Origin of the sequence: Corynebacterium sp. HMSC058E07 (assembly GCF_001809885.1) — a bacterium.
In the GTDB taxonomy this organism is placed as follows: domain Bacteria; phylum Actinomycetota; class Actinomycetes; order Mycobacteriales; family Mycobacteriaceae; genus Corynebacterium; species Corynebacterium macclintockiae.
Map to the genome: position 1 here is coordinate 1 of NZ_KV799273.1, position 24,472 is coordinate 24,472.

General features: G+C 59.3%; 20 protein-coding genes and 1 pseudogene. 10 read left to right on the plus strand and 11 right to left on the minus strand.

The genetic code is table 11. From position 1 onward, the window contains the following. Positions 1–470: pseudogene (locus HMPREF2678_RS10350) on the plus strand (hypothetical protein); the annotation flags it as partial. 107 nt (positions 471–577) lie between these two features. Here HMPREF2678_RS10350 and HMPREF2678_RS04675 read toward each other — a convergent pair. The 6 genes from HMPREF2678_RS04675 to dnaA form a co-directional block, all read right to left on the minus strand. Further along, positions 578–1,579 carry an alpha/beta fold hydrolase gene (locus tag HMPREF2678_RS04675; protein WP_246817886.1) on the minus strand — a complete coding sequence of 334 codons (1,002 nt, stop codon included), beginning with the start codon at positions 1,577–1,579 and terminating at the stop codon, positions 578–580. A 9-nt stretch (positions 1,580–1,588) separates the two neighbouring features. After that, positions 1,589–3,613 (minus strand): DNA topoisomerase (ATP-hydrolyzing) subunit B, encoded by a 2,025-nt coding sequence (gene gyrB, locus HMPREF2678_RS04680; RefSeq protein WP_034981377.1) that lies wholly within the window; start codon positions 3,611–3,613, stop codon positions 1,589–1,591. A 114-nt stretch (positions 3,614–3,727) separates the two neighbouring features. Then, positions 3,728–4,255 carry a DciA family protein gene (locus tag HMPREF2678_RS04685; RefSeq protein WP_043011793.1) on the minus strand — a complete coding sequence of 176 codons (528 nt, stop codon included), beginning with the start codon at positions 4,253–4,255 and terminating at the stop codon, positions 3,728–3,730. Continuing rightward, on the minus strand, positions 4,245–5,549 hold the full coding sequence (gene recF, locus HMPREF2678_RS04690; protein WP_043011792.1) for a DNA replication/repair protein RecF: 1,305 nt from the start codon (positions 5,547–5,549) through the stop codon (positions 4,245–4,247). The genes HMPREF2678_RS04685 and recF overlap by 11 nt, the downstream gene beginning before the upstream one ends. A gap of 34 nt (positions 5,550–5,583) precedes the next feature. Then, the gene (dnaN, locus tag HMPREF2678_RS04695; RefSeq protein ID WP_070551192.1) at positions 5,584–6,768 is read right to left on the minus strand and encodes a DNA polymerase III subunit beta; all 1,185 of its coding nucleotides are present in this window, start codon (positions 6,766–6,768) and stop codon (positions 5,584–5,586) included. A gap of 614 nt (positions 6,769–7,382) precedes the next feature. Next, entirely contained in the window at positions 7,383–9,104 is a 1,722-nt protein-coding gene (dnaA, locus tag HMPREF2678_RS04700) for a chromosomal replication initiator protein DnaA (RefSeq protein WP_043011790.1), read from the minus strand. Between the two features lie 761 nt (positions 9,105–9,865). Between dnaA and rpmH the strand changes: the two genes are divergently transcribed. The 9 genes from rpmH to HMPREF2678_RS04740 all read left to right on the plus strand — a co-directional run bounded on the left by rpmH (position 9,866) and on the right by HMPREF2678_RS04740 (position 16,929). Then, the gene (rpmH, locus tag HMPREF2678_RS04705) at positions 9,866–10,009 is read left to right on the plus strand and encodes a 50S ribosomal protein L34 (protein ID WP_005292556.1); all 144 of its coding nucleotides are present in this window, start codon (positions 9,866–9,868) and stop codon (positions 10,007–10,009) included. An 80-nt stretch (positions 10,010–10,089) separates the two neighbouring features. Continuing rightward, the gene (gene rnpA / locus HMPREF2678_RS04710; protein WP_070551132.1) at positions 10,090–10,479 is read left to right on the plus strand and encodes a ribonuclease P protein component; all 390 of its coding nucleotides are present in this window, start codon (positions 10,090–10,092) and stop codon (positions 10,477–10,479) included. A 31-nt stretch (positions 10,480–10,510) separates the two neighbouring features. Next, a complete protein-coding gene (gene yidD / locus HMPREF2678_RS10030; RefSeq protein ID WP_210382701.1) occupies positions 10,511–10,768 on the plus strand; it encodes a membrane protein insertion efficiency factor YidD in 258 nt (85 codons plus the stop codon). Positions 10,769–10,797: 29 nt separating this feature from the next. Further along, positions 10,798–11,772, plus strand: a complete 975-nt coding sequence (yidC, locus tag HMPREF2678_RS04715; RefSeq protein ID WP_034966598.1) for a membrane protein insertase YidC — start codon at positions 10,798–10,800, stop codon at positions 11,770–11,772. 319 nt (positions 11,773–12,091) lie between these two features. Then, positions 12,092–12,760, plus strand: a complete 669-nt coding sequence (gene rsmG, locus HMPREF2678_RS04720; protein ID WP_034981372.1) for a 16S rRNA (guanine(527)-N(7))-methyltransferase RsmG — start codon at positions 12,092–12,094, stop codon at positions 12,758–12,760. A 128-nt stretch (positions 12,761–12,888) separates the two neighbouring features. After that, entirely contained in the window at positions 12,889–13,830 is a 942-nt protein-coding gene (locus HMPREF2678_RS04725; RefSeq protein ID WP_034981369.1) for a ParA family protein, read from the plus strand. Positions 13,831–13,916: 86 nt separating this feature from the next. Further along, entirely contained in the window at positions 13,917–15,140 is a 1,224-nt protein-coding gene (locus HMPREF2678_RS04730; RefSeq protein WP_371325834.1) for a ParB/RepB/Spo0J family partition protein, read from the plus strand. 15 nt (positions 15,141–15,155) lie between these two features. Beyond that, a complete protein-coding gene (locus HMPREF2678_RS04735; protein ID WP_070551137.1) occupies positions 15,156–15,737 on the plus strand; it encodes a nitroreductase family protein in 582 nt (193 codons plus the stop codon). A 301-nt stretch (positions 15,738–16,038) separates the two neighbouring features. Then, the gene (locus HMPREF2678_RS04740) at positions 16,039–16,929 is read left to right on the plus strand and encodes a hypothetical protein (RefSeq protein ID WP_051891385.1); all 891 of its coding nucleotides are present in this window, start codon (positions 16,039–16,041) and stop codon (positions 16,927–16,929) included. Here HMPREF2678_RS04740 and HMPREF2678_RS04745 read toward each other — a convergent pair. The 5 genes from HMPREF2678_RS04745 to HMPREF2678_RS04765 all read right to left on the minus strand — a co-directional run bounded on the left by HMPREF2678_RS04745 (position 16,903) and on the right by HMPREF2678_RS04765 (position 24,424). After that, positions 16,903–18,090 carry an N-acetylmuramoyl-L-alanine amidase gene (locus tag HMPREF2678_RS04745; protein ID WP_034972684.1) on the minus strand — a complete coding sequence of 396 codons (1,188 nt, stop codon included), beginning with the start codon at positions 18,088–18,090 and terminating at the stop codon, positions 16,903–16,905. The two genes, HMPREF2678_RS04740 and HMPREF2678_RS04745, sit on opposite strands and share 27 nt — an antisense overlap. Before the next feature lie 138 nt (positions 18,091–18,228). Beyond that, entirely contained in the window at positions 18,229–18,552 is a 324-nt protein-coding gene (gene trxA / locus HMPREF2678_RS04750) for a thioredoxin (RefSeq protein ID WP_034975054.1), read from the minus strand. 129 nt (positions 18,553–18,681) lie between these two features. Next, positions 18,682–19,695 (minus strand): thioredoxin-disulfide reductase, encoded by a 1,014-nt coding sequence (gene trxB, locus HMPREF2678_RS04755; protein ID WP_034981360.1) that lies wholly within the window; start codon positions 19,693–19,695, stop codon positions 18,682–18,684. Positions 19,696–19,733: 38 nt separating this feature from the next. Beyond that, positions 19,734–20,324 carry an RNA polymerase sigma factor gene (locus HMPREF2678_RS04760; RefSeq protein WP_034966769.1) on the minus strand — a complete coding sequence of 197 codons (591 nt, stop codon included), beginning with the start codon at positions 20,322–20,324 and terminating at the stop codon, positions 19,734–19,736. A gap of 203 nt (positions 20,325–20,527) precedes the next feature. Then, a complete protein-coding gene (locus HMPREF2678_RS04765; RefSeq protein WP_371325835.1) occupies positions 20,528–24,424 on the minus strand; it encodes a murein biosynthesis integral membrane protein MurJ in 3,897 nt (1,298 codons plus the stop codon). Positions 24,425–24,472: the final 48 nt, after the last annotated feature.

Sequence of the window (24,472 nt, forward strand, 5' to 3'; positions counted from 1 at the left end):
CCCCGGCACCGTCCACCACCACCCCGGCACCGGACAAGGACAAGGGCAAGAAGGAAGTCGAGCTGACCGAAAAGCAGAAGAAGATCGCTGCCGGCGTTGCAGGTGGCATCACTGCCCTGGGCGTTCTGGGTGCAGTCCTGGGTAACTCCGGCGACAAGGCTGAGGATAAGGCTAAGTCTGAAGAGAAGAAGGACGACAAGAAGAAGGACGATGCCAAGGCTGAGGCTCCGAAGGCTGACGCAAAGGGCGGCGAGAAGGCTGACGCTAAGGGCGAGGCTATGCCTGAGGCACCTGCCGCTGAGGCAAAGGGCGAGGCTATGCCCGCAGCTCCGAAGGCTGAGGCTCCGGCAGAGCGCAAGGTTCAGCTGGCTAACACCGGCGTTAAGCCGGAGATCTCCATCCTGGCTGGCCTGGCTCTGATCTCCATGATCGCCGGCGCTTGGATGATGTTCGCTCGCCGCGAAGCATAAGGCACGCTTCTCAAGGCACCAGCGACAACGTTCGCTTAAGCACTAACCCGCGCCCCTTCACAACCCGAAGGGGCGCGGGTATTTGCGTTCTTTAGCCGCCACCCTGGCTACTTGGCGATCTCTCGCCAGAATTCCTCCAGCCGATCGGAAACCAGCTTCGGCTCCCGCGCCCACCGGTTGTGGCCTAGCTGCGAATCCAGCTCCTCCACCTTCACCTGCGCCGCCGGAAGCTCGTCCGCCAAGTGCTGCGCCGAAGCCAAGGGACAATCCTCATCATTGGCACAACGCGTAAACAGCACCGGCAAACGCACGGACTTCTTCGCCTCTTCGTAGTCCATGTCCTGATCCCGCAGCTTATGCAGCCGGTTCGACTGCCCGTAGCGGAACCACTCCCGAAGTTGTACCCCCGATTGCCGGCCATACCCCGCCAAATCCAACGCACCGGCAGGCTGATAGCCGAACAGCAGGATATTCAGCATGATCTGGTAAGTACCCCATTGCAGCCGCATGCGCTGCTTCCCCTTAAAGCCTTTGTAATAAGGCGTGCCGGAACCCACGCCCATCATTCCGCGAATGCCCAGCTCCTCGGCTTCGGGCCGGGCAAGAAATAGCGAGCCGATCTGTCCGCCCATCGAATGGCACAGCATTAACGTGGGGTGATTTTTATTGACGCCCAGCGCCTCCTTCGCCGCCCGAATCGTTCGCGGATAATCCCCAGAAGCCAGATGGTGGTAACCCCACTTGTGCTTTCGGCTGGCTCGCGCCGTGGACGAACCCTGGCCACGCAATTCGCCGGTAATCACCGGATATCCGCGGTCGGCCAACTCCCAGGCAATGGGGTCATAATAGCGGGCACCCATTCCAAAGCCGGGCCAGACCACAATCACCGGTCGCGCGCGATCCCACGCAGCATCCGCTGGGCTATGTGCTGGCATTGCGGCGTGGCCGGAGGCGGTGGCGTCACTACCTTCCTCCCCGACCTTCGGCGCACCGGGCAGAAACAGGCGCACCTGCGAGGTGGTGCCATCCGCCATCGTGACCGGCAGCAAGGCAGGCTCGCGGCGCTGCGGAGTTCGAGTGGTTTTCGCTTGGTGTTTCGAATCGCTCACAACACTTGATTAAACATCAAGGAAGCGAACGTCGCGGGCGTTCTTGGTGATGAAGCTGCGGCGGGCCACAACGTCGTCGCCCATGAGGACGCTGAAGATCTCATCGGCGGCGGCCGCATCCTCCAGGTCCACGCGGCGCAGGGTGCGCACCGTCGGATCCATGGTGGTCTCCCACAGCTCCTTGGCGTTCATCTCGCCCAGACCCTTGTAGCGCTGGATACCGTCGTCCTTGTTGATCTTGCGGCCCTGCGCCAGGCCCTCTTCCAGCTGCTGGTCGCGCTCGCGGTCGCTGAAGGCGAAGCCCGGTTCGCCCTTCGCCCACTTCAGCTTGTACAGCGGCGGCTGGGCCAAGTAGACGTAGCCCTCCTCCACCAGGGGGCGCATGAAGCGGAACAGCAGGGTGAGCAGCAGCGTTGCGATGTGCTGGCCGTCAACATCAGCATCGGCCATTAGCACGATCTTGTGGTAACGCAGCTTCTTAATGTCAAACTCGTCGTGGATGCCGGTGCCCAGGGCAGTAATGATTGCCTGAACCTCGTTATTCTTCAGCACCTTATCCATGCGCGCCTTCTCGACGTTCAGGATCTTGCCACGCAGCGGCAGGATGGCCTGGTACATGGAATCGCGACCGGACTTTGCGGAGCCACCTGCGGAGTCACCCTCCACGATGTACAGTTCGCTGAGCTTCGGGTCGCGGGAACGGCAGTCCGCCAACTTACCCGGCAGGCCACCGATGTCGGAGGCCGATTTGCGGCGCACCATGTCGCGCGCCTTTCGGGCAGCATCGCGTGCGTGCGCGGAGGCCACTGCCTTTTCGACGATGGCCTTCGCCTCGGCCGGGTTGGCATCCAGCCAATCCGCCAGGTGTTCATTCACTGCCCTTTGCACGAAGCCCTTGATCTCGGTGTTTCCGAGCTTGGTCTTCGTCTGACCCTCGAACTGCGGATCACCGACGCGCACGGAAATGACGGCCGCCAGGCCCTCACGCACGTCATCGCCGCTGAGCTTTGGATCCTTGGCCTTCAACAGCTTGTGGTCGCGGGCGTAGCGGTTCATCAGGGAGGTCAGCGCCGCACGGAAGCCTTCCTCGTGCGTGCCACCTTCGAAGGTATTGATGGTGTTCGCAAAGGTGTGAACGGACTGGCTAAAGCCACTGTTCCACTGCAGTGCGACCTCTACCTCGTGATCTTCCTCAGCCACGTCGAAGGAGACGATGGTCGGGTGGATCGCGGTGCGCTTGCGGTTGATGTAGGCGACGTAATCCTTAAGGCCCTCCGGGTAGTGGAATACGCGCGTGCGCGGGCCCTTCTTCTTCTCCGCTTCGGCGGCCTTTTCCTCTGCGGACTTCGGAGCTGCCGCATCCTCGGCTGCGCTCTCCAGCTCCTCGTCGTCCTCGAGGTGCTCGCGCTCATCGATCAGCTTGATGGTCAGACCCTTGTTCAGGAAAGCCATCTCTTGCAGGCGCTTTGCCACCGTGTCGAAGTTAAACTCGACGGTCTCAAAGATCTCTGGGTCCGGCCAAAAACGCTGTGTCGTGCCGGTTCCGCGGGCCTTCTTGACCTGCTGCAGCTCCTCGGGCACCGCCATCTCGAAGTTTTGACGCCACAGGTACCCATCGCGCTTAATCTCAGTTTCCATGCGGGTGGACAGGGCGTTAACTACCGAAATACCCACACCGTGCAGACCACCGGATACTGCGTAGGAGTCCGAGTCGAACTTACCGCCGGCGTGCAGCTGCGTCATGACAACCTGCACGGTCGGCGGGCCAGTCGGGTGATCCTCCACCGGGATGCCACGACCGTCATCGACAACCTGCACGCCACCGTCGGCCAGCAGCGTAACGCTGACCTCCTTGGCGTAGCCCGCCATAGCCTCATCAACCGAGTTGTCCACAACTTCCCACACCAGGTGGTGCAGGCCGCGCTCACCGGTGGATCCGATGTACATACCCGGACGCTTGCGGACAGCCTCCAGGCCTTCCAGGATCGTAATCGAGCTCGCGCCGTAGTTGCTTTGCTTCTGTGGTTCAGCCACGGTGGGTCAAACTCCTTTTCTCGCGCGCCTAAATAACCACCCCATTCTACCGCGTCGGAGCCCTAAAGGCGCCATTGGACAGGCCGTTTGGGCCGATCCATGCGCTGGAAATCTTTATCCGAAGTCATCCCGTGGGCCACGACCCTTCACGCGGAGCTTGCCATACTTCGGTCGCCGGATGTTCGGTCCCTCGATCCGCAACTGCGCCACCACGTCCTCCCCGGCACGCTTGGCGATGGCCTGCAGAATCACGGTCTGCATGTACCGCAGTTGCGTAGTCCACGGAGTGGAATCGCACTCCACCACCAGAATCTGCGCCTCTTCCTCGTAGCGCACCGGCCGGGTGTGTTCAGCAATCTTGTCGCCCACCAGCTCCGGCCAGGCGTTCATGATCCGGGCGACACTGACGCGCTGCTGCCAGCCCTGGCGCTTGATCTCCCGCCCGATTAGCGCACCGAAACGCTTCGGATCGCGATAGCTGCGGTCAAGGCGCCCATCCAAACGTGTCTTGTATCTGGTGGCTCTACCAGGTGTTTTCTTCTTGTCTTTTCTTGGTGACGCCACCGTCGGCAACTCGGCCTGCGGGGAACCACCAGCCTTCTTCATAGCAGCGAGGGCCTGGGCTACCGGATCAATCGCCATCGTTCTCGCCACCCTTCACGCTACGCGCCGCGACATCCTCAACCTCAATAGCTCCCGTGTCGTCGGTGGCAGAAGCCTTGAGCTCGTCAATAGTGTAAATCTTCGCCGCATCCCGCAGTGCCTCTGGGATGTCTTCGTCCACCGCAGCCGTGATGAGGACTTGCTCGGCGCTGGAGATGAGGTCGATGAGGTGGTGGCGTCGTGAAGAATCAAGCTCCGCGAAGACATCGTCGAGGATAACGACGGGCTCAACCCCGTCCCCGCGCTGCATAAAGAAGGCAGCGAGGCGCAGCGACAGGGCGAAAGACCAGGACTCGCCGTGGGAGGCATAACCCTTGGCGGGTTGCTGACCGAGCATCAATTTCAGATCATCGCGGTGGGGGCCGAGCAGCGTAGTTCCGCGTTCGACCTCCTGGGAGCGCTTAGCGGCGAAGGCCTGCAAGAGCGTGGCCTCAGCGATCTCGGGGCTGAGCAATGCCGTTGGCTGGTCGGGTTCGCTGGTGCCAAGGTAAATGCCCAGCTCAGCCAGTTCCGTATCAATGGTAGAGGTGTAAGCCATGTGCGCCGGACGCGACTGCGGGGCCAACGACTGGTAGGTCTGCTGCAGATGAGGAGCCAGATCATGGACGATCTGCACACGGGCTGACATGATCTGCGCGCCGAGCGCGGCCAATTGCGTATCCCACACGTCGAGGGTGGCAAGGGCCGACTCGGCATCAGTTTTGATTTCCTCCGAAAGGTTGTGGCTAGCCCCCTTCGGTGCGCCGACAACAAGGCGCAGGGCAAAGGCCGACTGACGAAGCAGGGCGTTGCGCTGGCGTAGGGCCTTGTCGTAATCCGCTTTCACCGCAGCTAGGCGCGGGTAGCGGGCGATCATGATCGTATCCAGGAAATGGCGGCGCTGCTCCGGCTCACCCCGGATCAAAGCGAGGTCTTCCGGGGAGAATAACGTTGTACGAACCACGCCAAGGATTTCGCGCGGAGAGTTCATGGCTGCCCGATTGATGTGCGCACGGTTCGCCCCCCGCGCCCGAATAGCCAGATGAGCAGTGAGTTCGCGACCGTTGTTGACAGCAGTGGCGGATACGTTGGCTAGATCCGCGCCACGCCGCACCAGGGCCGCATCAGTGTTAACGCGGTGGGAGCTGAGGTGGGCCAGATATCCGAGGGCCTCGACAATATTGGTTTTACCGTGGCCGTTGGGGCCGGAAAAGATCGTGATGCCAGGCTTCAGTTGCAGGTCGAGTTCCTCCCACGACCTGTAATTACTCAGACGAAGATTCGAGACATACACGGTGAGTCAACGGTAACGCGTCGTTTAACGTCGTTTAGCCCGGAAGGCGAACCGGCATCAGCAGGTAAGTGAAGTCGGTTTCCGGGGTAGCGAAGTTGCCTTCTGCATCGGCTTCCGGCAGGTCACCCGGATCTGGCAGCAGAATTGCCGGACGGGAGGCCATGGTGAAGCCAAAAACAACGCGCGGCGTGTGGATAGCCACCAGGCCTTCCTTGAGGTAACTCGGGTTGAAGGCGATGACCAGCGGTTCGCCGGCAAAAGCGCAGTCCAGGGTTTCCGTCGCGGAACCAACATCGCTACCGCCCGCGGACAGGGTGACGGTGTTGTCCTTGAAGTCCATGCGGATCTGCGAATTGCGCTCGGCGACGATGGATACGCGCTTGATGGCCTCTTGCAGTGGGGCGATTTCTACGCTGGCTAGAGCCGTGTGGGTCTTCGGCAGCAGGGGGCGGAACTTCGGGAATTCCGCGTCGAGCAGGCGGGTGGTGGTGTGGCGGGATTCCGTTGAGATACCGAGCAGGCCGTCTGCACCGATGTCCTCGCCCGTACCCACAGCGATCTCGATCGGATCGGTGTTTGCGGGATCCATGGAACGCGCTGTGTCAGCCAAGGTACGGGCCGGGATGAGGAGCTTCGCCTGCGCATCAGCCTGCGCAGGATTCCACTGGAAGCTGCGGACTGCCAGACGGAAGCGATCGGTGGCGACCATAATGACATTTTCGCCGTCGATTTCGACATGGACGCCGGTGAGCATCGGCAGAGTATCGTCACGACCCGCAGCCACTGCGACCTGCGCAATCGATTCTGCAAACAGGTTTGGATCGATGGTGCCAGTGACGTCCGGGAGTTCAGGAAGAACCGGGTAGTCCTCGATCGTCATGGCAGGAAGTTCGAACTTAGACTTGCCAGTCTTGAGGGTCACGGTGGTGCCGTCGAACTCGATATTGATCGGCTTGTTCGGAAGGGAACCGACGATATCGGAGGCCAGCTTGCCGGCGACGAGAATCTTGCCTGGTTCGTTGACCTCTGCATTGATGCGTACGCGGGTAGAGACTTCGCGATCGAATCCGGATAGTTCCAATCCATCGTCATCCGCAACGATCATCACACCGCGAAGGATGGGCTGGGTCGGCTTGCTGGGCAGGGAGCGGGCTACCCAACCAAGGGCGGATGCGAAGTCATCCTTGGGAACAATGAAACTCACTGTCTGGCTATCCATGCTCAATTTAACTTCCGTGCTCTCGTGGCTGCTCTCGTTGCTCATACGCGCGAAGCGCATGTTGAGGTTTGTCTGATCAAGATTAACCCACAAGCTCTATTTCTGTTTATTCCCTTTTATTTAGAGAGATAGCAGTCGTAGTAGGTGTTGTGGATCCTGTGCACAAAGCCTAATCCATGCAGTTCGCAGGCCGTGTCGGGATGTTGATGTCTCGGTGGACAAGCTGTGAATAACGCTTCTCGCCTGTGGATAACTTGGAAGGCAGGCGGGTTGTACACATGTCATCCACTGCTATATCCCCAGTTTAGGTGCGGTTTTCCCCAACGGTTCAGGGAACGTCTTGTGACGTGTCTAACCTTTGCTGCTTTTCCGGTTCGCTGCGAAGCCATGTTCGCCTTACCCCCTAAATTACAAAATTGAAATTACACTTGTGGAAAACCTTGTGGAATTGTGGATAACTCGCCCGAGTCTGGTGCCGCCCAAGGTCAGGGCACAACGAGTAATCCCCAGCCTGCCTGTGGATAACTAAGCAAAACTGGGGATAACTGTTAGTAACTCGGGGCTCACACCCGGATAGCAACAGCGGCTAGGGGGTACAAAGCCACATTGTGGGATTAATCCCGGGCATGAGACTTGATCTTCTGGGTGAGCTCTTGCACCTGATCGAACACCTTCTTGTTCTCCGACAGGGATTCCCGCACCCGACGCTCGGCATACATGACGGTGGTGTGGTCGCGCCCACCAAAGGAACTTCCCAGCTTCGGCAGCGACAGATCCGTCAATTCGCGGCACAGGTACATGGCGATCTGCCGGGCCTGCACGAACTTCTTGGCTCTTCCCTTGCCCACTAGTTCGTCGGTGGTGAGGTTGAAGTAGTTCGCCACAACCTCGATGACGTGCTGAGGCACGATCTCCACGTCCTGATCCGCCGGCGAAATGTCACGCAGCGCAATCTCAGCGGTCTCCACGGTTAGCGGTTCGTGGCTCAGGGCGCAATAAGCAGTCACGCGGATAAGAGCACCGTCCAGCTCACGAATGGATTTCTCATAGCGGCTGGCAATGAGGACCTTCACGTCTTCCGGAAGCTGCACATTGTCCGATTCCGCCTTCTTCGTCAGAATCGCAATGCGCGTCTCCAGATCCGGGGTCTGAACATCTGTAATCAACCCGCCCTCGAAGCGGGTGCGCAACCGATCCTCCAGGGTGGTCAGCTGCCGCGGCGGCCGGTCGGAGCTCAGCACAATCTGCTTGTTGGCCTGGTGCAATGCGTTGAAGGTGTGGAAGAACTCCTCCTGCGTGGATTCCTTGTTCTGCAGGAACTGGATGTCGTCGACGATCAACATATCCAGGTTGCGGTAGCGGCGCTTGAAGGATTCGCGGGTGTCATTCGCAATGGAGTTAATGAAGTCGTTGGTCAGTTCTTCCGAGCTCACATACTGCACCCGCATGTTTGGCTGTAGCTCTTTGGCGTAGTGCCCGATGGCGTGCAGCAAGTGCGTTTTGCCCAATCCGGATTCGCCCCAGATAAACAGCGGGTTATACGCCTTGGCCGGAGCTTCGGCGACTGCTCGGCAGGCGGCGGCGGCGAAGTTGTTGGAGGAGCCGACGACGAAACTGTCGAACGTGTAGTTCTTGTTCAGCAGGGAGTCGCCATCAAGGCCGTCATTGAAGTTCGACGAAGGTTGCGTCGGCGAACTGTGGCGCGCGGCTGACCTGTAGGTTTGCTCCGCAGTTGCCTGCTCTTTGTGTGTCCAATGCCGCGGCGTGGGCGAAGGGTTGGGGTCGATTCGGTTCTCGCTCGCCGAGTACTGTCCCGCCAACTCATCCGCGTCGTGCTCGCGGCGCTGTTGTGCTTCCTCCGTGGTTGTCTTGTTCTTTTCCTCGGCCTGTGTGACGAGTTGTTCGACCTCTGTATTCGAAAGGTCCTCTGCGGTCGCTACGGATTGTGGTGTGGACGCCCCTTCGTGGGTACCGCGCCCAGTTTCACCAGTGCCGTGGGTAGTTTCCTCTGCATCGCTATCCGCAGAATCACCATTGGTGCTGGTGATGGCAAGGCTGACGGACAGATCCAGCCGGGTTTTAAGGACGTGTTTGATGGGATCGATGAGGTCTTGCTCGATCGATTCCTTGGTCCACCTATTGGGGGTCTCCAGAACAACAATGCGACCCATGAGCCCCACCGGTTTAACCTTGCGCAGCAGCGAACGCTGTTTCGGTGAAATCGCTGGTAGATCCGGGTCGGGGGATTCCGAGGAGCTATCAGCTAGCCAGTCGTGCATGATTGCATCCCACATGTCGGGGAAGTGCTCCTCGATGGAGAAGTTCGAATTACTCATAAGGTTTCCGGCTCAGTTGTTCTGTCGTGGGTGTGATTGTGCGTGCGTGGTTATCACTATCGGATAGCAGGAGTTAACTTTTGGGCTATCCAAAAGAATATGGGGGTGTTCGGGTGGCGAACAAAAGCGTGATTGAACCTGGGCTCGAAGATCGTTTTGTTCACTGCCTAGTACACAGAAGGAAATATCCTCTGTCCTGCGTTTCCACACAGTTATGCACACCTGTGGATAACTTCTTTCCACATGTTATCCCCAAGGTACAGGCTCCTTGTGGATAACTCTAATTGAAATCAGAAAAGCGGTCTGACCTGCTATAACCATGTGTAAAGTAAAGGTTTAACCTTTGGGGGTGGAGGAGTTTTCCACAAGTTATGGAAATATTTGACGAACCAGAGAACCTTCTCTACACACCTGTGCTCGACCCCAGCGTGACCAGCTCATTTTCCCTCGTACGAGCCACCCAACCCCGAGGTGGGCACCACATAACAAGAGATAGAATCCCGAAAATTTGGCTAACTTCCACCAAGCCACGTATCCTTAGGACGTCTATGGCAACTCATACATGGCGGTGGATCACCACGCTGCCTATCGGGTGCCTCTGGTACCGACGAAAGTCCTCTCGGATGTTGTTGGTACAACTGTCCACTTAAATTCGTGGGCGTACCGCTGGCATAGCGATGATCCCGGCATCTATGTGCTGGGATGTTTGCTGTTGTGCCTGTAGTGCGCCTACGCCTAAAAACGTTAAGGAGTGAAGTACCGTGGCCAAGGGCAAGCGTACTTTCCAGCCCAACAACCGTCGTCGTGCACGCGTACACGGTTTCCGTACCCGCATGCGTACCCGCGCCGGCCGTGCCATCGTTTCCGCACGCCGCAACAAGGGTCGCAAGTCCCTGACCGCCTAATTAAGGCAGCGGCGCCTTCCCTGTTCCCAACCTTTTGAGGGGCGGGGGCGTAAAGGCGTCATAAAGAAAGAGCCACCACAGTGCTAGCTCCCCAGCACCGGCTTCGATCAACGGCCCTATTCGGGCAGACGATTCGGAAAGGGCGGAAAAAGGGTAGTCGCACTGTGGTGGTTCATGTTTTTGCAGGCGGGGGCGCGCGGGCAGAGGAGTTGCCGGTGCCGCTACAAGAAGCTTCAACAGCGGGACCACGTATGGGGCTGGTCGTTTCGAAGGCTGTGGGAAATGCTGTGACCAGGCACGATACATCTCGAAAGCTGCGGAATGCCTTTCGTGCGGTGCTGGACGAAGGGGAAATCGAGTTCCCCTCGGGCACCTGCGTGGTGATCCGTGCCCTGCCGGCCAGCGCCCGCGCAAGTAACGAGGAGTTGGTCGGCGATGTGCGAAGCTGCATCCGACGAGCACTCCGCTAAAGCTGAATCTCAGGGGGGTTGGGGAACTCGGCTGGCGCGCCGGGCAGTCCTTGGTTACCAAAGTTATCTGTCACCCCTTAAAATGGGGCCAACGTGCCGTTTTGAACCTACGTGTAGCAACTATGCCCTTATCGCGCTGGGCCGCCATGGTCTGGTGAAGGGCACAGTGCTTACGTTGGGTCGATTGGCCCGCTGTGGGCCGTGGCATCCGGGAGGTTGGGATCCTGTCCCGCCTCGTCGTTCCCTACGCTTGCGGGTCAGGCAATGCCTGTCTCGCTGGCCTAAATAGACCAAGTTCAGGAGAAACCTCGAGTCGCCATGGATTTTATTTATTATCCAGTGTCGGGCGTTTTGTGGTTCTGGCATAAGCTGTTCAGCTACGTCCTTAGCCCGGATTCGGGTATCACGTGGGCGCTAGCGATCATGTTCCTCGTGTTCACCATCCGTATTCTGTTGGTGAAGCCGATGGCTAATCAGCTGCGTTCCAGCCGCAAGATGCAAGAAATGCAGCCGAAGATGCAGGAGCTGCAACGCAAGTACAAGAATGATCGTCAAACGCTGGCCATCGAGATGCGCAAGCTGCAGAAGGAGATGGGTGTAAACCCACTGGCTTCCTGCTTGCCGATGTTGGTCCAGATGCCGATCTTCCTGGGCCTGTTCCACGTGTTGCGTTCCTTCAACCGCACTGGTGAAGGCATCGGCCAGCTGGGGATGTCGGTTGAGGAGACTCGAAACACCCCGAACTACTTCTTCGGGGTGCACGAGGTTCAGTCTTTCCTGGACGCCCGTATCTTCGGCACTCCCCTTTCCGGCTTCATTTCTATGGATCCGCAGAACTACCGTGCGTTCTCCGCCGATGGATCTGTTGATTTCACGCGTACGAACATCATCCTGGTCGTCGTGCCAATGATGCTTATCGCATCTGTTCTGATGCACTTCTCTGCTCGCATGTCGATGGATCGCGCGGCGCAGCGCCGTAAGGCGAACCCGGCTAAGGCGAACGATCCGAAGGCCCAGCAGATGCAGATGCAGATGGACATGATGCAGAAGCTGATGCTGTGGTTCATGCCTGTTCTGTACTTGCTGGGTGGCTTCGCTTGGCAGGTTGGTCTGGCGCTATACATGGTCACTAACATGACCTGGTCCTACCTCCAGCAGTACTTCCTGTACAAGAAGATGGACGCTGAGGAAGAGGCTGAGAAGGAAGCAATCGCCGCGTCCAAGCGCACTTCGGCACCGAAGGTTGGTGCCCGCCCGGATAACCCTAAGAAGAAGGGCAAGAAACGGAAGTAGCAGTAGCAGCATTAGCCGTCTCAGGCGAATAGCTGTCTTCTATTCCAAGGACCGTCACCGTTGTGGTGGCGGTCTTTTTGTTTTATTGACGCCCTCTCCCCCGGTACCTATATCTTCTATCGTCGTTATTCTTCGGATGCCGCAGCGGTCCAGAGCCTCCATGTTCGCAGGTGCCAGAAGAGAGCTCCTGGGTACGGGGTTTCGCTGCGGTGCCTATAGAATGGATCGAGTAATAAGCGTTGGATGTTTCACGTGAAACGGTTTCGAATGTTTCACGTGAAACATTGCTTGATTCCGAGGCTATTGGAGGAGTTTCTAGATGCCAGACCAGGATGATGTAAACCTTCAGAGCTCCGAACTGGGTGAAACGCCAGCAGCTGCTGAGGCAGTCTTTGGTGACCGTCTTCCACTAGCGCGAGCATATGCAGAGTTCCTAGCCACTGCCGGTATCGAAAGGGGTCTCCTCGGTCCGCGCGAAGTGCCGCGCATTTGGGAGCGCCACGTACTCAATTCGGCAGTGCTTGGAGAAGTGATCGAGAATGGCGCTCGAGTGATCGACGTGGGTTCCGGGGCAGGTTTGCCGGGCATTCCTTTGGCAATCGCCCGTCCTGACTTGCATGTTCAACTATTGGAGCCCCTCCTCCGTCGCTATAACTTCTTGGCGGAGATCAATGACCAACTAGAACTTGGCTGTGAGGTGCTACGGGGACGGGCTGAGGAACCAGCAGTCGTTAAGCAACTGGGTGGAGCTGATGTGGTTACCTCCCGTGCAGTTGCGCCGCTGGGAAAGCTTGCGAAGTGGTCGCTTCCCCTCGTGCGCGTAGGTGGTTCGATGAAGGCGCTCAAGGGCGGTTCTGTGGCCGAAGAGCTCGAGCGGGATGCTAGGGAGATTCGAAAGGCCGGCGGTGGGAATGGAACCATCGAGATGGTCGGTGAGTCTAAGGTGGCAGAGCCAACCCACGTCATTATCATTCCGCGCATTAAGTGAGTGGTCTTACGCGGGTGTTAGGGGTGACTCTGACTCTCGTTGTGGGCACTGACCCGCTGCATTATTCTTTACGTACACCCCGATGTTTCACGTGAAACATCGCACTTCGACCTCAAGATTGGACTTAGATGTCGAAATTCGACATGGATGATACACCGATTGCCCGTGCAGCACAGCAGGCCGCCCGCCTGCAAAACCCCAACCGGGACAAGCTTCCAAAGCCGAAAAAGTGCAGGAAGATCACTATTGCCAACCAAAAGGGCGGCGTAGGTAAGACGACTTCTACCGTCAACCTGGCTTGGTCACTGTCGTTGCTGGGCATGAAGGTTCTAGTCATCGACCTGGATCCGCAAGGTAACGCATCGACGGCGCTTAACGCGGTTCATCATGCGGGTACCCCATCCTCCTACGAGGTTTTGCTCAAGGAGATGACCGTGGATGAAGTCATGCAGCCAAACGACAAGAACGACAATATCTTCTGCGTCCCTGCGACGATCGATCTTGCTGGTGCTGAGATCAACCTGGTCAGCGAAGTTCGTCGCGAGTACCGTCTGTCACAAGCCATTAGCGATGAATGGATTGAGGAACACGGTTTCGACTACATCTTTATTGATTGTCCGCCGTCGCTGGGACTGCTCACGATCAATGCCATGGCGGCTGTGGACGAGGTCCTCATCCCTATCCAGTGTGAGTATTACGCACTAGAAGGCGTGAGTCAGCTCATCGACAACATTGCAATGATCCGCGAGAACTTGAACCCGAATCTGCATATCTCCGGCGTGCTGCTCACCATGTACGACGGTCGCACCCGTCTTTCCCAGAATGTGAGTGATGACGTTCGCACTCACTTCGGTTCTGTCGTGCTGGATAATCATATCCCCCGCAACGTGAAGGTCTCCGAAGCCCCGAGCTATAACATGACGGTTCTGCAATACGACGGTGGTGCCCCTGGTGCCCTGGCGTACTACGACGCGGCTAAGGAGTTCGCTGCGCGCGGGGACTATCTGCCAAGCGCCGAAACAGCACCTATTGGAATCGCCCCTGAGCTACACGATGGAGGTGCCTCATAGTGGGTAAGACAAACAAAAATCGCGGCAAGACGTCAGAAAAGACTGATAAGTCCTCTGACGCTCAAAAGGCTCTGAGTCCCACCCGAATGCCGACCACAACGCGAAAGCCACAGATGCCTTCGCCTAGTGCGGTGGGTAATGCGCGCCGTGGAGGCTTGGGACGTGGCTTAGCTTCACTGATTCCTACGGGGCCGGCTCGTCCGTCACTCGGCGATGGTGCAGCCGACATAGTTCTCGGTAACCGATCGACAGTTGGTGGTGTAGGTCCCTCTCGCGACAGCGTCAAAGCGGCCGCGGAATCGGAAAATAGCGTTACATCCCGAAATTCTAGGGGTACCTCAGGTATAGGCGCGAAACATCACAGTGACGTTTCAGATTCCGATTCGAAATTCTCGCTGGCAACTGAGTCAGCTGTCGGGAGCGCCGGACACGAACCCGTTAATGCTAGTACTGACTCGAATGTTTCACGTGAAACAAACGGCGCGGATTTCGGAGCTTCGTATCAAGAGATCCCGCTTAAGGCCATTCGCACAAACGCTAAGCAGCCGCGTGAAGTGTTTGACGAGGAAGCCCTGGAAGAGCTGGTTCACTCCATCAAGGAGTTCGGCCTCATGCAACCTATCGTTGTGCGTCGTGCGCCGAATGAGGAATCTACCTTCGAGCTCATCATGGGTGAAAGGCGTCTACGTGCGGCCGGCCGCGCTGGGTTCGAGGCTATTCCTGCCATCGTCCGCGAAACAGCAGATGATGAAATGTTGCGGGATGCATTGCTGGAGAATATCCACCGAGTTCAGCTGAATCCTTTGGAAGAAGCTGCCGCCTACCAGCAATTGATGGAGGAATTCGGTGTTACACAGGAACAGCTGGCGAAGAAGATCGGTCGTTCTCGCCCTCTAATCACCAACATGATTCGCTTGCTTCAGCTGCCTGTTTCCGTTCAGCGCAGGGTCGGCGCAGGTGTGCTGAGCGCCGGCCATGCTCGTGCGCTTCTTGGTTTGAAGCTTGGAGCTGACACGCAGGAGAAATTGGCACAGCGTATCGTAAGCGAAGGACTTAGCGTTCGTGCGACGGAGGAAGCTGTCACCCTTTTGAACCGCGGTGAGGAAACTTCCGCAGCTGCTCGAACACCTAAACGTGGTTCCAATCCCCTTTCGGACGAGGTTAATACCTGGGTCGATAAGGTTTCGGACGCTTTGGATACCAAGGTAACTGTCCAGATGGGGAAGAAGAAGGGCAAGATCGTTGTTGAGTTTGGCGGGCCCGATGATTTCGACAGAATCATTGAGCTGCTAAAGGTCAAGAAGAAATAGAGGAGATAACTCAACATGGCTTTGACGGTAAGTGAGGCAATTGCGCAGCGACGCGCCACTCGCCAGTACAAAGATGCCCCGATCCCGGATGAAACTCTGGATCTTATAGTAAATAACGCATTAGAGGCTCCGAGTGCATTCAACGCGCAGATGCGCGACCTGGTCGTTGTACGTGATCAAGCCGTTAAGCAGGCAATCTTCTATGCTTCCGGTCAGCAACAGTTCCTCGATGCGCCGGTAGTCTTCGTCGTTGTCGGCCGTTCGGAGGTGGTACCCGAGGATGCAGAGGAAATCCTCGGTGCTGAACTAACGGAGAAGGTACGTGGCTTTAATGGTTCGGCGTCTGCTGCGAAGCTACGAGAAATCGGTATCCGCGATGCGATGTTGGTGGCGGGTTTCCTTCTTCTCGCTGCCCAGGAGCAAGGGCTCTCTACCTCCCCAACCACGGGTTGGAACGAGGACGGGGTTAAGAAAGCAATCGGCTTGGAGGCTCGCGACGACCGCTCGATTGCGCTAGTAATTGCTGCTGGTTACGCCGACGAACATCCGGAGCACCCGGGCCGTGCAATTAACCGTCGAGTGGATGACAAGTACTAGAGTCCCCTGAACCTTCAAAAGAGCCCGATGTTTCACGTGAAACATCGGGTCTGTTTTTTCGAACTACTCCGTTTTGCCACGGAGCACAGCGCCGCCCTATAGGATTTCCGTAGATGAGCCCGCTTCAGAACCATTGACCTCGTATACCACTTCGCTAATAGCTTTTCCCCTGCCCAGTGGTGACGCACCGTGACGACTCGCCGTTGACCAGGGTGTTTCCTGCTTGTAAACGGTTCCGCGATGCGGCCCTCTAGGAAGAGCACCACTAACTCACCGAGGAAGACAAAGAGAAAGGAGCACTATGGATATAAGCATTCGGGCTATTACCCCACAGTGCTCCGCGGACATTGAAGCCAGCGCCTCTACTTCGACATTCTGGGAGTTTCCGGCGGGATACGGGAATGGGCACCAAAGTTGCGATGATCCAAGTTTCGATAAGCAGATTTGGTTGCAGAAGGTCCTCATGGAGTGGGGTATTTGTGGCTACACCGCTTTTGTTGGGACTGGAGATGCAGGTACGCGCCAAGTGCCGGCCGCGACGGTATTCTTTGCACCCGCTAGATATATGCAGGGAATCGAGAAGTTGCCGACGGCTCCTATCTCGCCAGACGCGATCCTTCTCAGTACCGTTCACGTGGCGCTGCCGTATATGGGTCTCTACCTGGAGCATCAGCTCATCGATACGGTAATTACGGAGGCGCATCGTCGCGGAATCAAGGCGATCGAGTCCTTTGCGCGGGTTGAGGAGCTTGATGAGGAACTGATGCACCAGCTGGAGGGCGCGGGCGCGTTTGAGGCGCGTGACCTAAGCGCCAGCAATCCCGTGGACGATACTGCAGTAGAAAAGGCTCCCAAAGAGTACAGCGCCTTGGAGTCGCTGAAGTACGTACCCGAGTCTTACCGGGGATGGGAAGCAGGTACGGAGACGCCCGATCCAGATGAGGATGTTCTAGATTACGCCCCGATGCTCTCGGAGGACATCCTCGAGGCGGAGGGATTCAAGGTAGTCAGGAATCACAGCACGTTCCCCCGTTACCGCTTGGAAATCGGCGGCTCGCATTCCCTCTTTGGAGATTTTGCGGAGGAAGACCACGTCCAGGTTAATGGTCCAGAGCGCCTATCCACGGTAATCGGTGGAAAGCAGGCCTCCAGACCTGTTGGGAACCTACTTATGCGGAAGCTCTTCCTGTAGCAGCTCCACAAAGCTGAATGTGCCGGTCGCGTGGACATCCTTATCCAGCAGGTAGAGGCGCTTCACAGCTACGACGATCGCTTCGGCGATGGTGTCACGCATCGCAGGATCGCTGAGGATCTGCACATCCTTTGGGCTGGTGAGGTAACCCGGTACAACCTGGACGGTCGGCATGCTCGTTAGCCGCAGAATATCCCAGGTTTGGCCGTGGTTATAGCAGTTCTGTAGCGGGGTTCGGGCGACGATTTCACGCTGAATGAAGCCGGACAGCTTCTCACCCACCATGGACGAGTACCCCGTCAAAGAACCGAAGTAGAAGGTGGCCGCGCCATTGGCTTTCGCGTTCGGATAAATGTCAGTGCGCAGGGAGATCATCACGTCTGCGCCGAAAGCATTCGCAATATTCGCGCGATCCTGATTAGTGGGGTTTGCCGATCGTGGGCGGGAAAGGATAGTTTCCATTCCCGCGGAAATCATGCGACCCTCTACGCGACCAGCCAAATCCCAGAGAATCTCCTCCTCGGAGATTTGACCGTAGGGTCCATCAACGATGTATCCCTTGCTCGAACCGCCAAGGCCGGGGTCGATGACAACTCGCTTACCCGTGAGCTGTGGGCCCGCGGAACGGATCTGTTCCTTCTCACGAATAGATTGTGGGGATCCCCCAGTAATCCGACGACCGAGGTAAGAAAGCGCCCGCAGAGTATCTGGACCCACAACTCCGTCGTTCGTCAGCCCGTAGTTCAGCTGGTAGTTAACGACAGCGGAGTGTGTACGGGGACCGAAGTGGCCGTCCACGCGGCTGGTGTAGAAGCCAAGGTCGTGTAGCTGAGTCTGCAGCTGCGCGACGTCATCCCCCACGAACTGATTGCTCTGCAGCGACAACACACGGGCCCCCAGCGTGTAGGAGGCCTCTCGCAGCGCTCGCAGCGTGCCCGGAGTGATGGTTCCGTCGGCGATGATGCCACGCTGCTGCTGAAAAGCTTTCAGCGCCTCGACCAGCTCGTCATCGAAGAACTCCTCGGCGCTGGTCCAGCGTTGCGCTTTACTGCCGGTGGTGTCTCCCTCGTACCCTTCGAGCAGCCCGAGGCGCGCCAAGGTGCCACGGACCTCAGCGACGCGCGGGCTACGGTCGCCGGCGTGGAGAAACAAACGATCCACTGGGTTCAACACTCCAATTCTTCAAAGTCTTGCGGTGACACAGAACCGCTGGCGCCCTTAACGCCAACGGGGGTCAACCATAGGTGCAATTCTAGGGATAATTGCGCCAATCCGCTTTAGATGCTGGTCAAGCGTGTTCTACAGCTGCTGCTCGATGGCCGCCTTCAGCGTGTCCTTACTCTGTGCACCGCTAAACTCCGCGACCTTCTTACCGTCCTTGAAAACCATAAGGGCGGGGATAGACATCACTTGGAACATGGCGCCCAGCACGCGCTCGTCATCGATGTTCACCTTGGCGATTGTCGCCTTGCCATCGAATTCCGCTGCCAGTTCGTCGAGAATGGGCGTCATAGCTAGGCAAGGGCGGCACCAGTCGGCCCAAAAGTCGACAAGAACCGGCTGCGCGGATTCCACGACATCGGACTTAAAGGTTGCCTCGGTAACGTTTAGGATCTCGGACATGATGGAGATAAACCTCCTGGTTAGAGCGCTATTTTCCTTAGGTTGGAGGTTACCCTGCAACAGGTAGATATCTTATGACCGAACGGCGAAAGTTACCTAAAGGTGATCAAATGGGCGCAGCGCGACCAGCTACAGGGCGGCGAGGTAAGCCTCGGCGTCCAGCGCAGCGCGGCAGCCAGAGCCGGCGGCGGTGATGGCCTGCTGATAGTGAGAGTCAACCAGGTCGCCCGCGGCAAATACGCCGGGCAGGCTGGTGCGGGTGGAGGGCTCATCGACCTTCACATACCCGTTGTCCTGTAGTTCAACCTGCCCCTCAAAGATGGCAGTGCGCGGGTCATGGCCGATGGCTACGAACATTGCATCCATCGGGACATCCTTGCGCTCGCCGGTCTGCGTGTCTTCGACCACCAGGGTCTCCACGGACTTGTCGCCCTTGACCTCGACGACCTTTGCGTTGGTCAGGAACTTGATCTTCGGGTTGTTACGGGCGCGCTCCTCCATGATCTTGGAGGCGCGGAACTCGTCGCGACGATGAATGATGGTGACGGTCTCGCCGAACTTCGTTAGGAAGTCGGCCTCCTCCATCGCGGAATCGCCACCACCGACGACGGCGATCTGCTTCTCCTTGAAGAAGAACCCATCACACGTCGCACAGGCGGATACGCCCCGGCCCAGCATCTCCTGCTCGCCGGGGACGTGCAGATAACGGGGGGCAGCACCGGTGGCCAGGATCACTGCCCGGGCCTGGTATTCCTCACCGTAAACCCACACCTTCTTGATCTCGCCGGAGAGGTCGACCTTTTCCACTTCCTCCTGGCGCAGGTCAGCGCCGAAGCGCTCTGCCTGGGCCCGCATCTCCTCCATCAGGTCCGGGCCCATGATGCCCTTTTGGAAACCGGGGAAGTTCTCTACCTCGGTGGTCTGCATCAGCAGTCCGCCATATTCGATACCCTCAAAGACCAGCGGGTTTAGCTCGGCGCGCGCCGCGTAGACGGCAGCGGTGTAGCCGGCCGGGCCAGAGCCGATGATGATGACATCGTGAACCTTGCCAGCTTCGCTATTGCCCTGGTCGCCCTCCGCACCGGGAGAATTCTCCGAATTGCTATTGAGAATGCCACTGGCCTGCAGGAATGGTTGGTTCATGTCTGTCCTTTGAGGTCGAGGATGTAGTTCACCCCAGTCTAACCGGCTACGGCCACGCCGTATTCCTCTGCCCCGCCGAGATGCTGGCACATGATTCGCCTGGCTCGGTTCTTCCGTGACTTCACGGTGCCCACTGGAATGCCCAACTGTTCGGCGACCGCGGCCTCGCTCATCCCTCGGATCTCGGTCAGCACCATCACGTCCCGCATCTCGGGCGTAAGTTGCCGCAGGCTACGGTGCACATCCAGCCGCGCGACCGTTGCCTCCTCGCGCATCCCCACGGCCGGCAGGGTGCGAGTGCGTTCGCTGAAATCCTCGCGCCCCGGCTGCGCTTCGCGGCTATAGCGCTGCATGTAAGAGATCGCGGCGTTGCGCATAATCACCGCCATCCACGTGCCCACGCTGGCTGAGCGATCGCCGTTGAAGCGCGCGGCAAAACGGTGCACACGCAGCAAACCTTCTTGGTAGACATCCATCTGGTGCGCCTCCGGCACGTTCACGCGCCGCAGGGCCCACCACAGAGTCCGCTGGTGCCTATCGATCAGCTCCCGAAACGCGCCGGGTTGCCCCTCGTTGTGGCCCTGGAGTAGCTCGTGGTCCGACTGCATTGTTGCTGGTGTCTTACCCATTTTTATTCTTGACGCCCCCTGCATCCTCTTCCCCCAAAATCTTTCAGCCGGGGCGGTTGCGCCCCCGTGCCCAACACTCTATTCACTGCGGGGTGACTTGGGGGTTCGAAAGGCTGAGGCTGTGGATAACTGGCAACGGCGCCTGCCTCAATGTGAACTTCACAGTTGAGGCAGGCGCCGTGATGCGCTATGAGCTCCGGGAGCTAGCGGATGGGCTGCAGCTGTTGGCCCGGCTGGCCGGGTTGTGCAGGCTGTGCGGGTTGCGCGGGCTGGCCCGGCTGAATGCGCTGGCCAGGTTGGCCCGGCTGGTTGCGCTGCGGGGACGGAGCGTTGCTGGAATTCTCCGGTTTCGTGGTGGTGTTTGAGCCGGTGGCATTCGTGTCTGTGGCGTCCGTGCCTGGGGCATCGGTGTCGGTGGCGTCCGTGCTTCCGTCACCACTATCCACCCGGGAGGCCCAGTTGCCGGTTGCGGAGACCTCAGCCAGCGTGGCGGACTTGGGCACCGGCAAACCGGTGATCCAGATCAGAAGTCGATCGCCCTTGGCAGCGCTGACCTTGTCGGTATCGTAAATGCCCTTTCCCCTGGCGCTTTCTGCATTCTCCCCGTTGGCCTCCGGGTTAGCAGAGCCCGCTTCCCCACCACGGGGCGCCGCCGGAGCACCCCAGCCAGAGTTTCCGGTGCCCGCCAGATCCACGGTCATGTCCTCGGAATCCGCCTTGACCTCCTTCAGCAGCTGAGTCTGGTCCAGTGAGGTCAGTCGGCCGTTGTTATCGGCCTTCGCCAAGCGCAGTTCCAGGGTGGTTCCACGGGTCAGACCGCGGAGCTGAACCTGCGACAGGGCGGTGCCTTGAGGCAGCGTCATCAAAAGGCCAATACCGGGCTTCGTGGTACCGGGCTCGCCACCCAGCTGAACCTCCGACGGGTTGGACTGCCAGAAGGTCTGCGGATCCCCATCGGTAATCAGCCGTGCGAGGTCCGGCCTATCCAGCGGCCAGTCCACGTCCGCGGGCAGCCACTCGGCAGGCTTGACCATCGGCACGTTCGCCGGATCCACCCCGCGCACCGCCTGGGCACCCTGACGCAGCGAATCCGGGGACAGAGGAGAATCCTTCCGGTCGCCGCCGACCACACTGATCACAGCCGCCACAAGTGCCGCCACGATCACGACAGAGATGAAAGCGATTGCCGCCGCAGCCGCCATGCCGATCGGACGGTTGCCCTGGGCACCAAAGCCGGAGCGTGCGCTCGGATCCGGAGTATCGTCCTCCTGGATCGACAGCTTGCCGGACTTCAGCTCGCGCAGGCGCTGGGCTGCCAGTCGCAGGTTCTCCGGCTCGACCTTCTCGCCATCCAGCTCGTGAATCTTCTTGTAGATCCGGGTGAGGTCCTCCGGAACCTCCTCGTAGGGGACGTGTTCCAGCAGCAGCCGCAGTGCGACGGCCACGCCGCGCGCGTCCTTGGCCGTGCTATCGCTGGGCAGCACGCCCGGAAACGCCAACACGGCCGCGCCATCAGTGCCGATGCGCACACGGTCGCGGTGATCCAGACCCAGCGCGGTGCCGTTATCCTCCGCCGTCGCGGCAGCGTCCGCCAGGGAAGCCACGGCAAACGCCGCAGCCAACGGCTCCGGCTGCCCCTCCGCGACCTTCGTCAGCGGCGAACCCTGCACCCAGCGGGAGACGATGATGACCAGGTTGCCGTAATCAATCACGCGGTTGACCTGCGCCATACCGGCGATATCAAATTGCTTCAGCTTCGCGGAGCGGCGCAGCATCTCGTCCTTCGCACGCGCCACCAACGCACCATTCACGGGTACCGAAACTCCCGGATCGACCTGCGAGCGGGCGTAGGCCACCGGATCCATAATGGTCAGACCCACAATGTCGCCCGTGGCCAGCTCGCGGCCCTGCCAGAAGCGGGCAGCGGACCAACCGCCGTGGTCGGCCAACAGGCGATAGCGGCCTTCCAGCAGCGGAGCTCCCGGCACCAAGCGCGGACCGCGCACCCCGCCCGCCGCCAAAGGCGGCAGCGCCACACCAGCCATCATGTGGTCCAGAGCAATTGCCTCGCGGGCAGCCAGCTCCTGGGCGGACAGGCGACGGGGCTGGTCGTCTTCGCTGGGAAGTTCGTCGCTGGGAAGTGGGCGTCGAGAAGGAAGAACCCGCGACAGACCCGGAATGCGCGACAGGGCGCCCACCAAGGTCTGGATCTCCGGCAACGGTGCGCGCACCAGAATCAGCCCCGTGACAGCCAGGAACAGTACACCGGAGATCAACAGGCGAACGACGAACCACGGGTTGGCAGGGGTCTGGAAAGCGAACTTCACCAGCAGCACATCCACTCGCCACGCGATCAGCGCGCCGATCAGCGAAGAACCCAGCGCCCACAGCACCGTCATCGTCACCTTGCGGAACTGCAGGTCACCCAGGGAACGCCGCAGCAGCCGGTCGCCGATAATCGCGCCAGCCATAAAACCCAGACCATTCGCCGCACCCAGCAGCACCACAACCAGGCGCGGCTCGGTGGCGATCAGCGGGGCGATGTAGGCGAAGGTCAGCTTCGTGGCGGTAATGCCGGCAATGATGAAGGTGGGGGTCCAGACTTCCTCGCGGGCGTAGAACACGCGCAGGTGCAGCAGAACCAGTGCATAGGGAATCAGGGTGAACGCGGAGAAGCTGATGGTCCAGCCCAGCACGTTCGCGTCCTCCAGGGAGAACTCCTTGTAGGCAAACAGTGCAGCGGAAATCAGGGTGCCGAAGCAGGTGAAGAACACGATGATCGGCACCATCGCCAGCATCGTCAGCTTCGAGGCGACGGTCAGGTCGCGCACCACAGCCTTGTCGTCGCCCTCCGCGGCGTTGCGGGACAGGCGGGGCATGACGGCCGTCAGCAACGTCACGCCGATCACGCCATAAGGCATCTGCAGCAACTGCCAGGCCTGCATGTAGATAGTCGGCGCGACCTCCCACGTGTCGGAGGCGATGCGGTTGTTCAGCAGCCAACCGACCTGGGAGATAGCCACGTACACGACGATGGCGATGGCCATGCCGCCGAAGGATTTCAGGCGCTCGTCGATACCCCACAGCGGGCGCAGGTTAATGCCGGCCTTGCGCAGGTAGGGAACCATGATCAACGCCTGCATCACCACGCCCGCGGTGGTGCCCAGGCCAAGCAGCAGCACGTGCGGGTCGGTGATCGTCACGTTGTCGGTGGGCTGCAGCTTCGTATCCCGTGGCAGGAACATGTACAGCCCCAACACTCCGAGCGTGACCACGTTGTTGGCCACGGGCGCCCACGCGCCGGGCTTGAACACTCCCTTGGTGTTGAGGATCGCCATGAACACCGCAAACATCGCGTAGAACATGATCTGCGGCAGCACCAGGTAGGCGAAGGCCGTGGACATGCCGATGTTCACGTGACCCTCGGAATCCAGGCTCATGCGCACCAGCAGCGGGGCACACGCCACGGAGACCAGGGTGATGACGACGGTCAGCGAGAACGTGAGCGTCAAAAGTCTTCGTATGAAGGCCTCGCCCCGGTCCGCGTCTTCCTTCTCGGCGCGCACCAGCACGGGCACCACCAGGGAGGTCAGCACGGCGCCGAGCACCAGCTCCGTCACCAGGTTCGGCAGTGTATTGGCAGTGTTGAACGCACTGGCCACCGCGCCACCCAGCGCGGAGGCGATGAACACCGTGCGCAGGAAGCCCGTGATGCGGCTGATCAGGGTGGCAATCGCCATGGAGCCGCCGGCGCGCACGATCTGCTCGTCGCTCTGCTTGCCGTCGTTGCTCTCGTTGGCGCTGTTGTTGTTGGAGTTGCCGGCGCCGCTCGTGTCGGCGCTCGCACTGTTGGCCACCGCTGTGCTGGCTGCTGTCGCGTTGGCCGTGCCGGGCGCTGCAGCGCCGTGCACACCGTCGCGGGAGGTCGGGGGTACCTCCGGAGAGCTTTGGGACGCCCCGTCCCCGTCCGTCGGCATTCCAGCCGTGGCGCGGTCTTTCTTCGGCGCTAGCGCGGGCGGTTGGGTGGCGCGGAAACGTCCGCGCTGCCCGACCGAAGGGCTAGCCGGTAGGTCTTCCCTCTCTTGCTCAGAAGTCACCACTCCATCTTTGTTCACCAGGCGTGCATTGCCTAACGGAGAACCGGGCGT

What these genes read in the sequence shown, in the direction of transcription:
- dnaN (WP_070551192.1), bottom strand. Translation starts at nt 6,768, where the DNA reads ATGGATAGCCAGACAGTGAGTTTCATTGTTCCCAAGGATGACTTCGCA.
- HMPREF2678_RS04685 (WP_043011793.1), bottom strand. Translation starts at nt 4,255, where the DNA reads ATGGCGATTGATCCGGTAGCCCAGGCCCTCGCTGCTATGAAGAAGGCT.
- trxB (WP_034981360.1), bottom strand. Translation starts at nt 19,695, where the DNA reads ATGAACCAACCATTCCTGCAGGCCAGTGGCATTCTCAATAGCAATTCG.
- trxA (WP_034975054.1), bottom strand. Translation starts at nt 18,552, where the DNA reads ATGTCCGAGATCCTAAACGTTACCGAGGCAACCTTTAAGTCCGATGTC.
- HMPREF2678_RS04740 (WP_051891385.1), top strand. Translation starts at nt 16,039, where the DNA reads ATGGATATAAGCATTCGGGCTATTACCCCACAGTGCTCCGCGGACATT.
- dnaA (WP_043011790.1), bottom strand. Translation starts at nt 9,104, where the DNA reads ATGAGTAATTCGAACTTCTCCATCGAGGAGCACTTCCCCGACATGTGG.
- HMPREF2678_RS04735 (WP_070551137.1), top strand. Translation starts at nt 15,156, where the DNA reads ATGGCTTTGACGGTAAGTGAGGCAATTGCGCAGCGACGCGCCACTCGC.
- rsmG (WP_034981372.1), top strand. Translation starts at nt 12,092, where the DNA reads ATGCCAGACCAGGATGATGTAAACCTTCAGAGCTCCGAACTGGGTGAA.
- HMPREF2678_RS04730 (WP_371325834.1), top strand. Translation starts at nt 13,917, where the DNA reads ATGCCGACCACAACGCGAAAGCCACAGATGCCTTCGCCTAGTGCGGTG.
- HMPREF2678_RS04725 (WP_034981369.1), top strand. Translation starts at nt 12,889, where the DNA reads ATGTCGAAATTCGACATGGATGATACACCGATTGCCCGTGCAGCACAG.
- yidC (WP_034966598.1), top strand. Translation starts at nt 10,798, where the DNA reads ATGGATTTTATTTATTATCCAGTGTCGGGCGTTTTGTGGTTCTGGCAT.
- HMPREF2678_RS04760 (WP_034966769.1), bottom strand. Translation starts at nt 20,324, where the DNA reads ATGGGTAAGACACCAGCAACAATGCAGTCGGACCACGAGCTACTCCAG.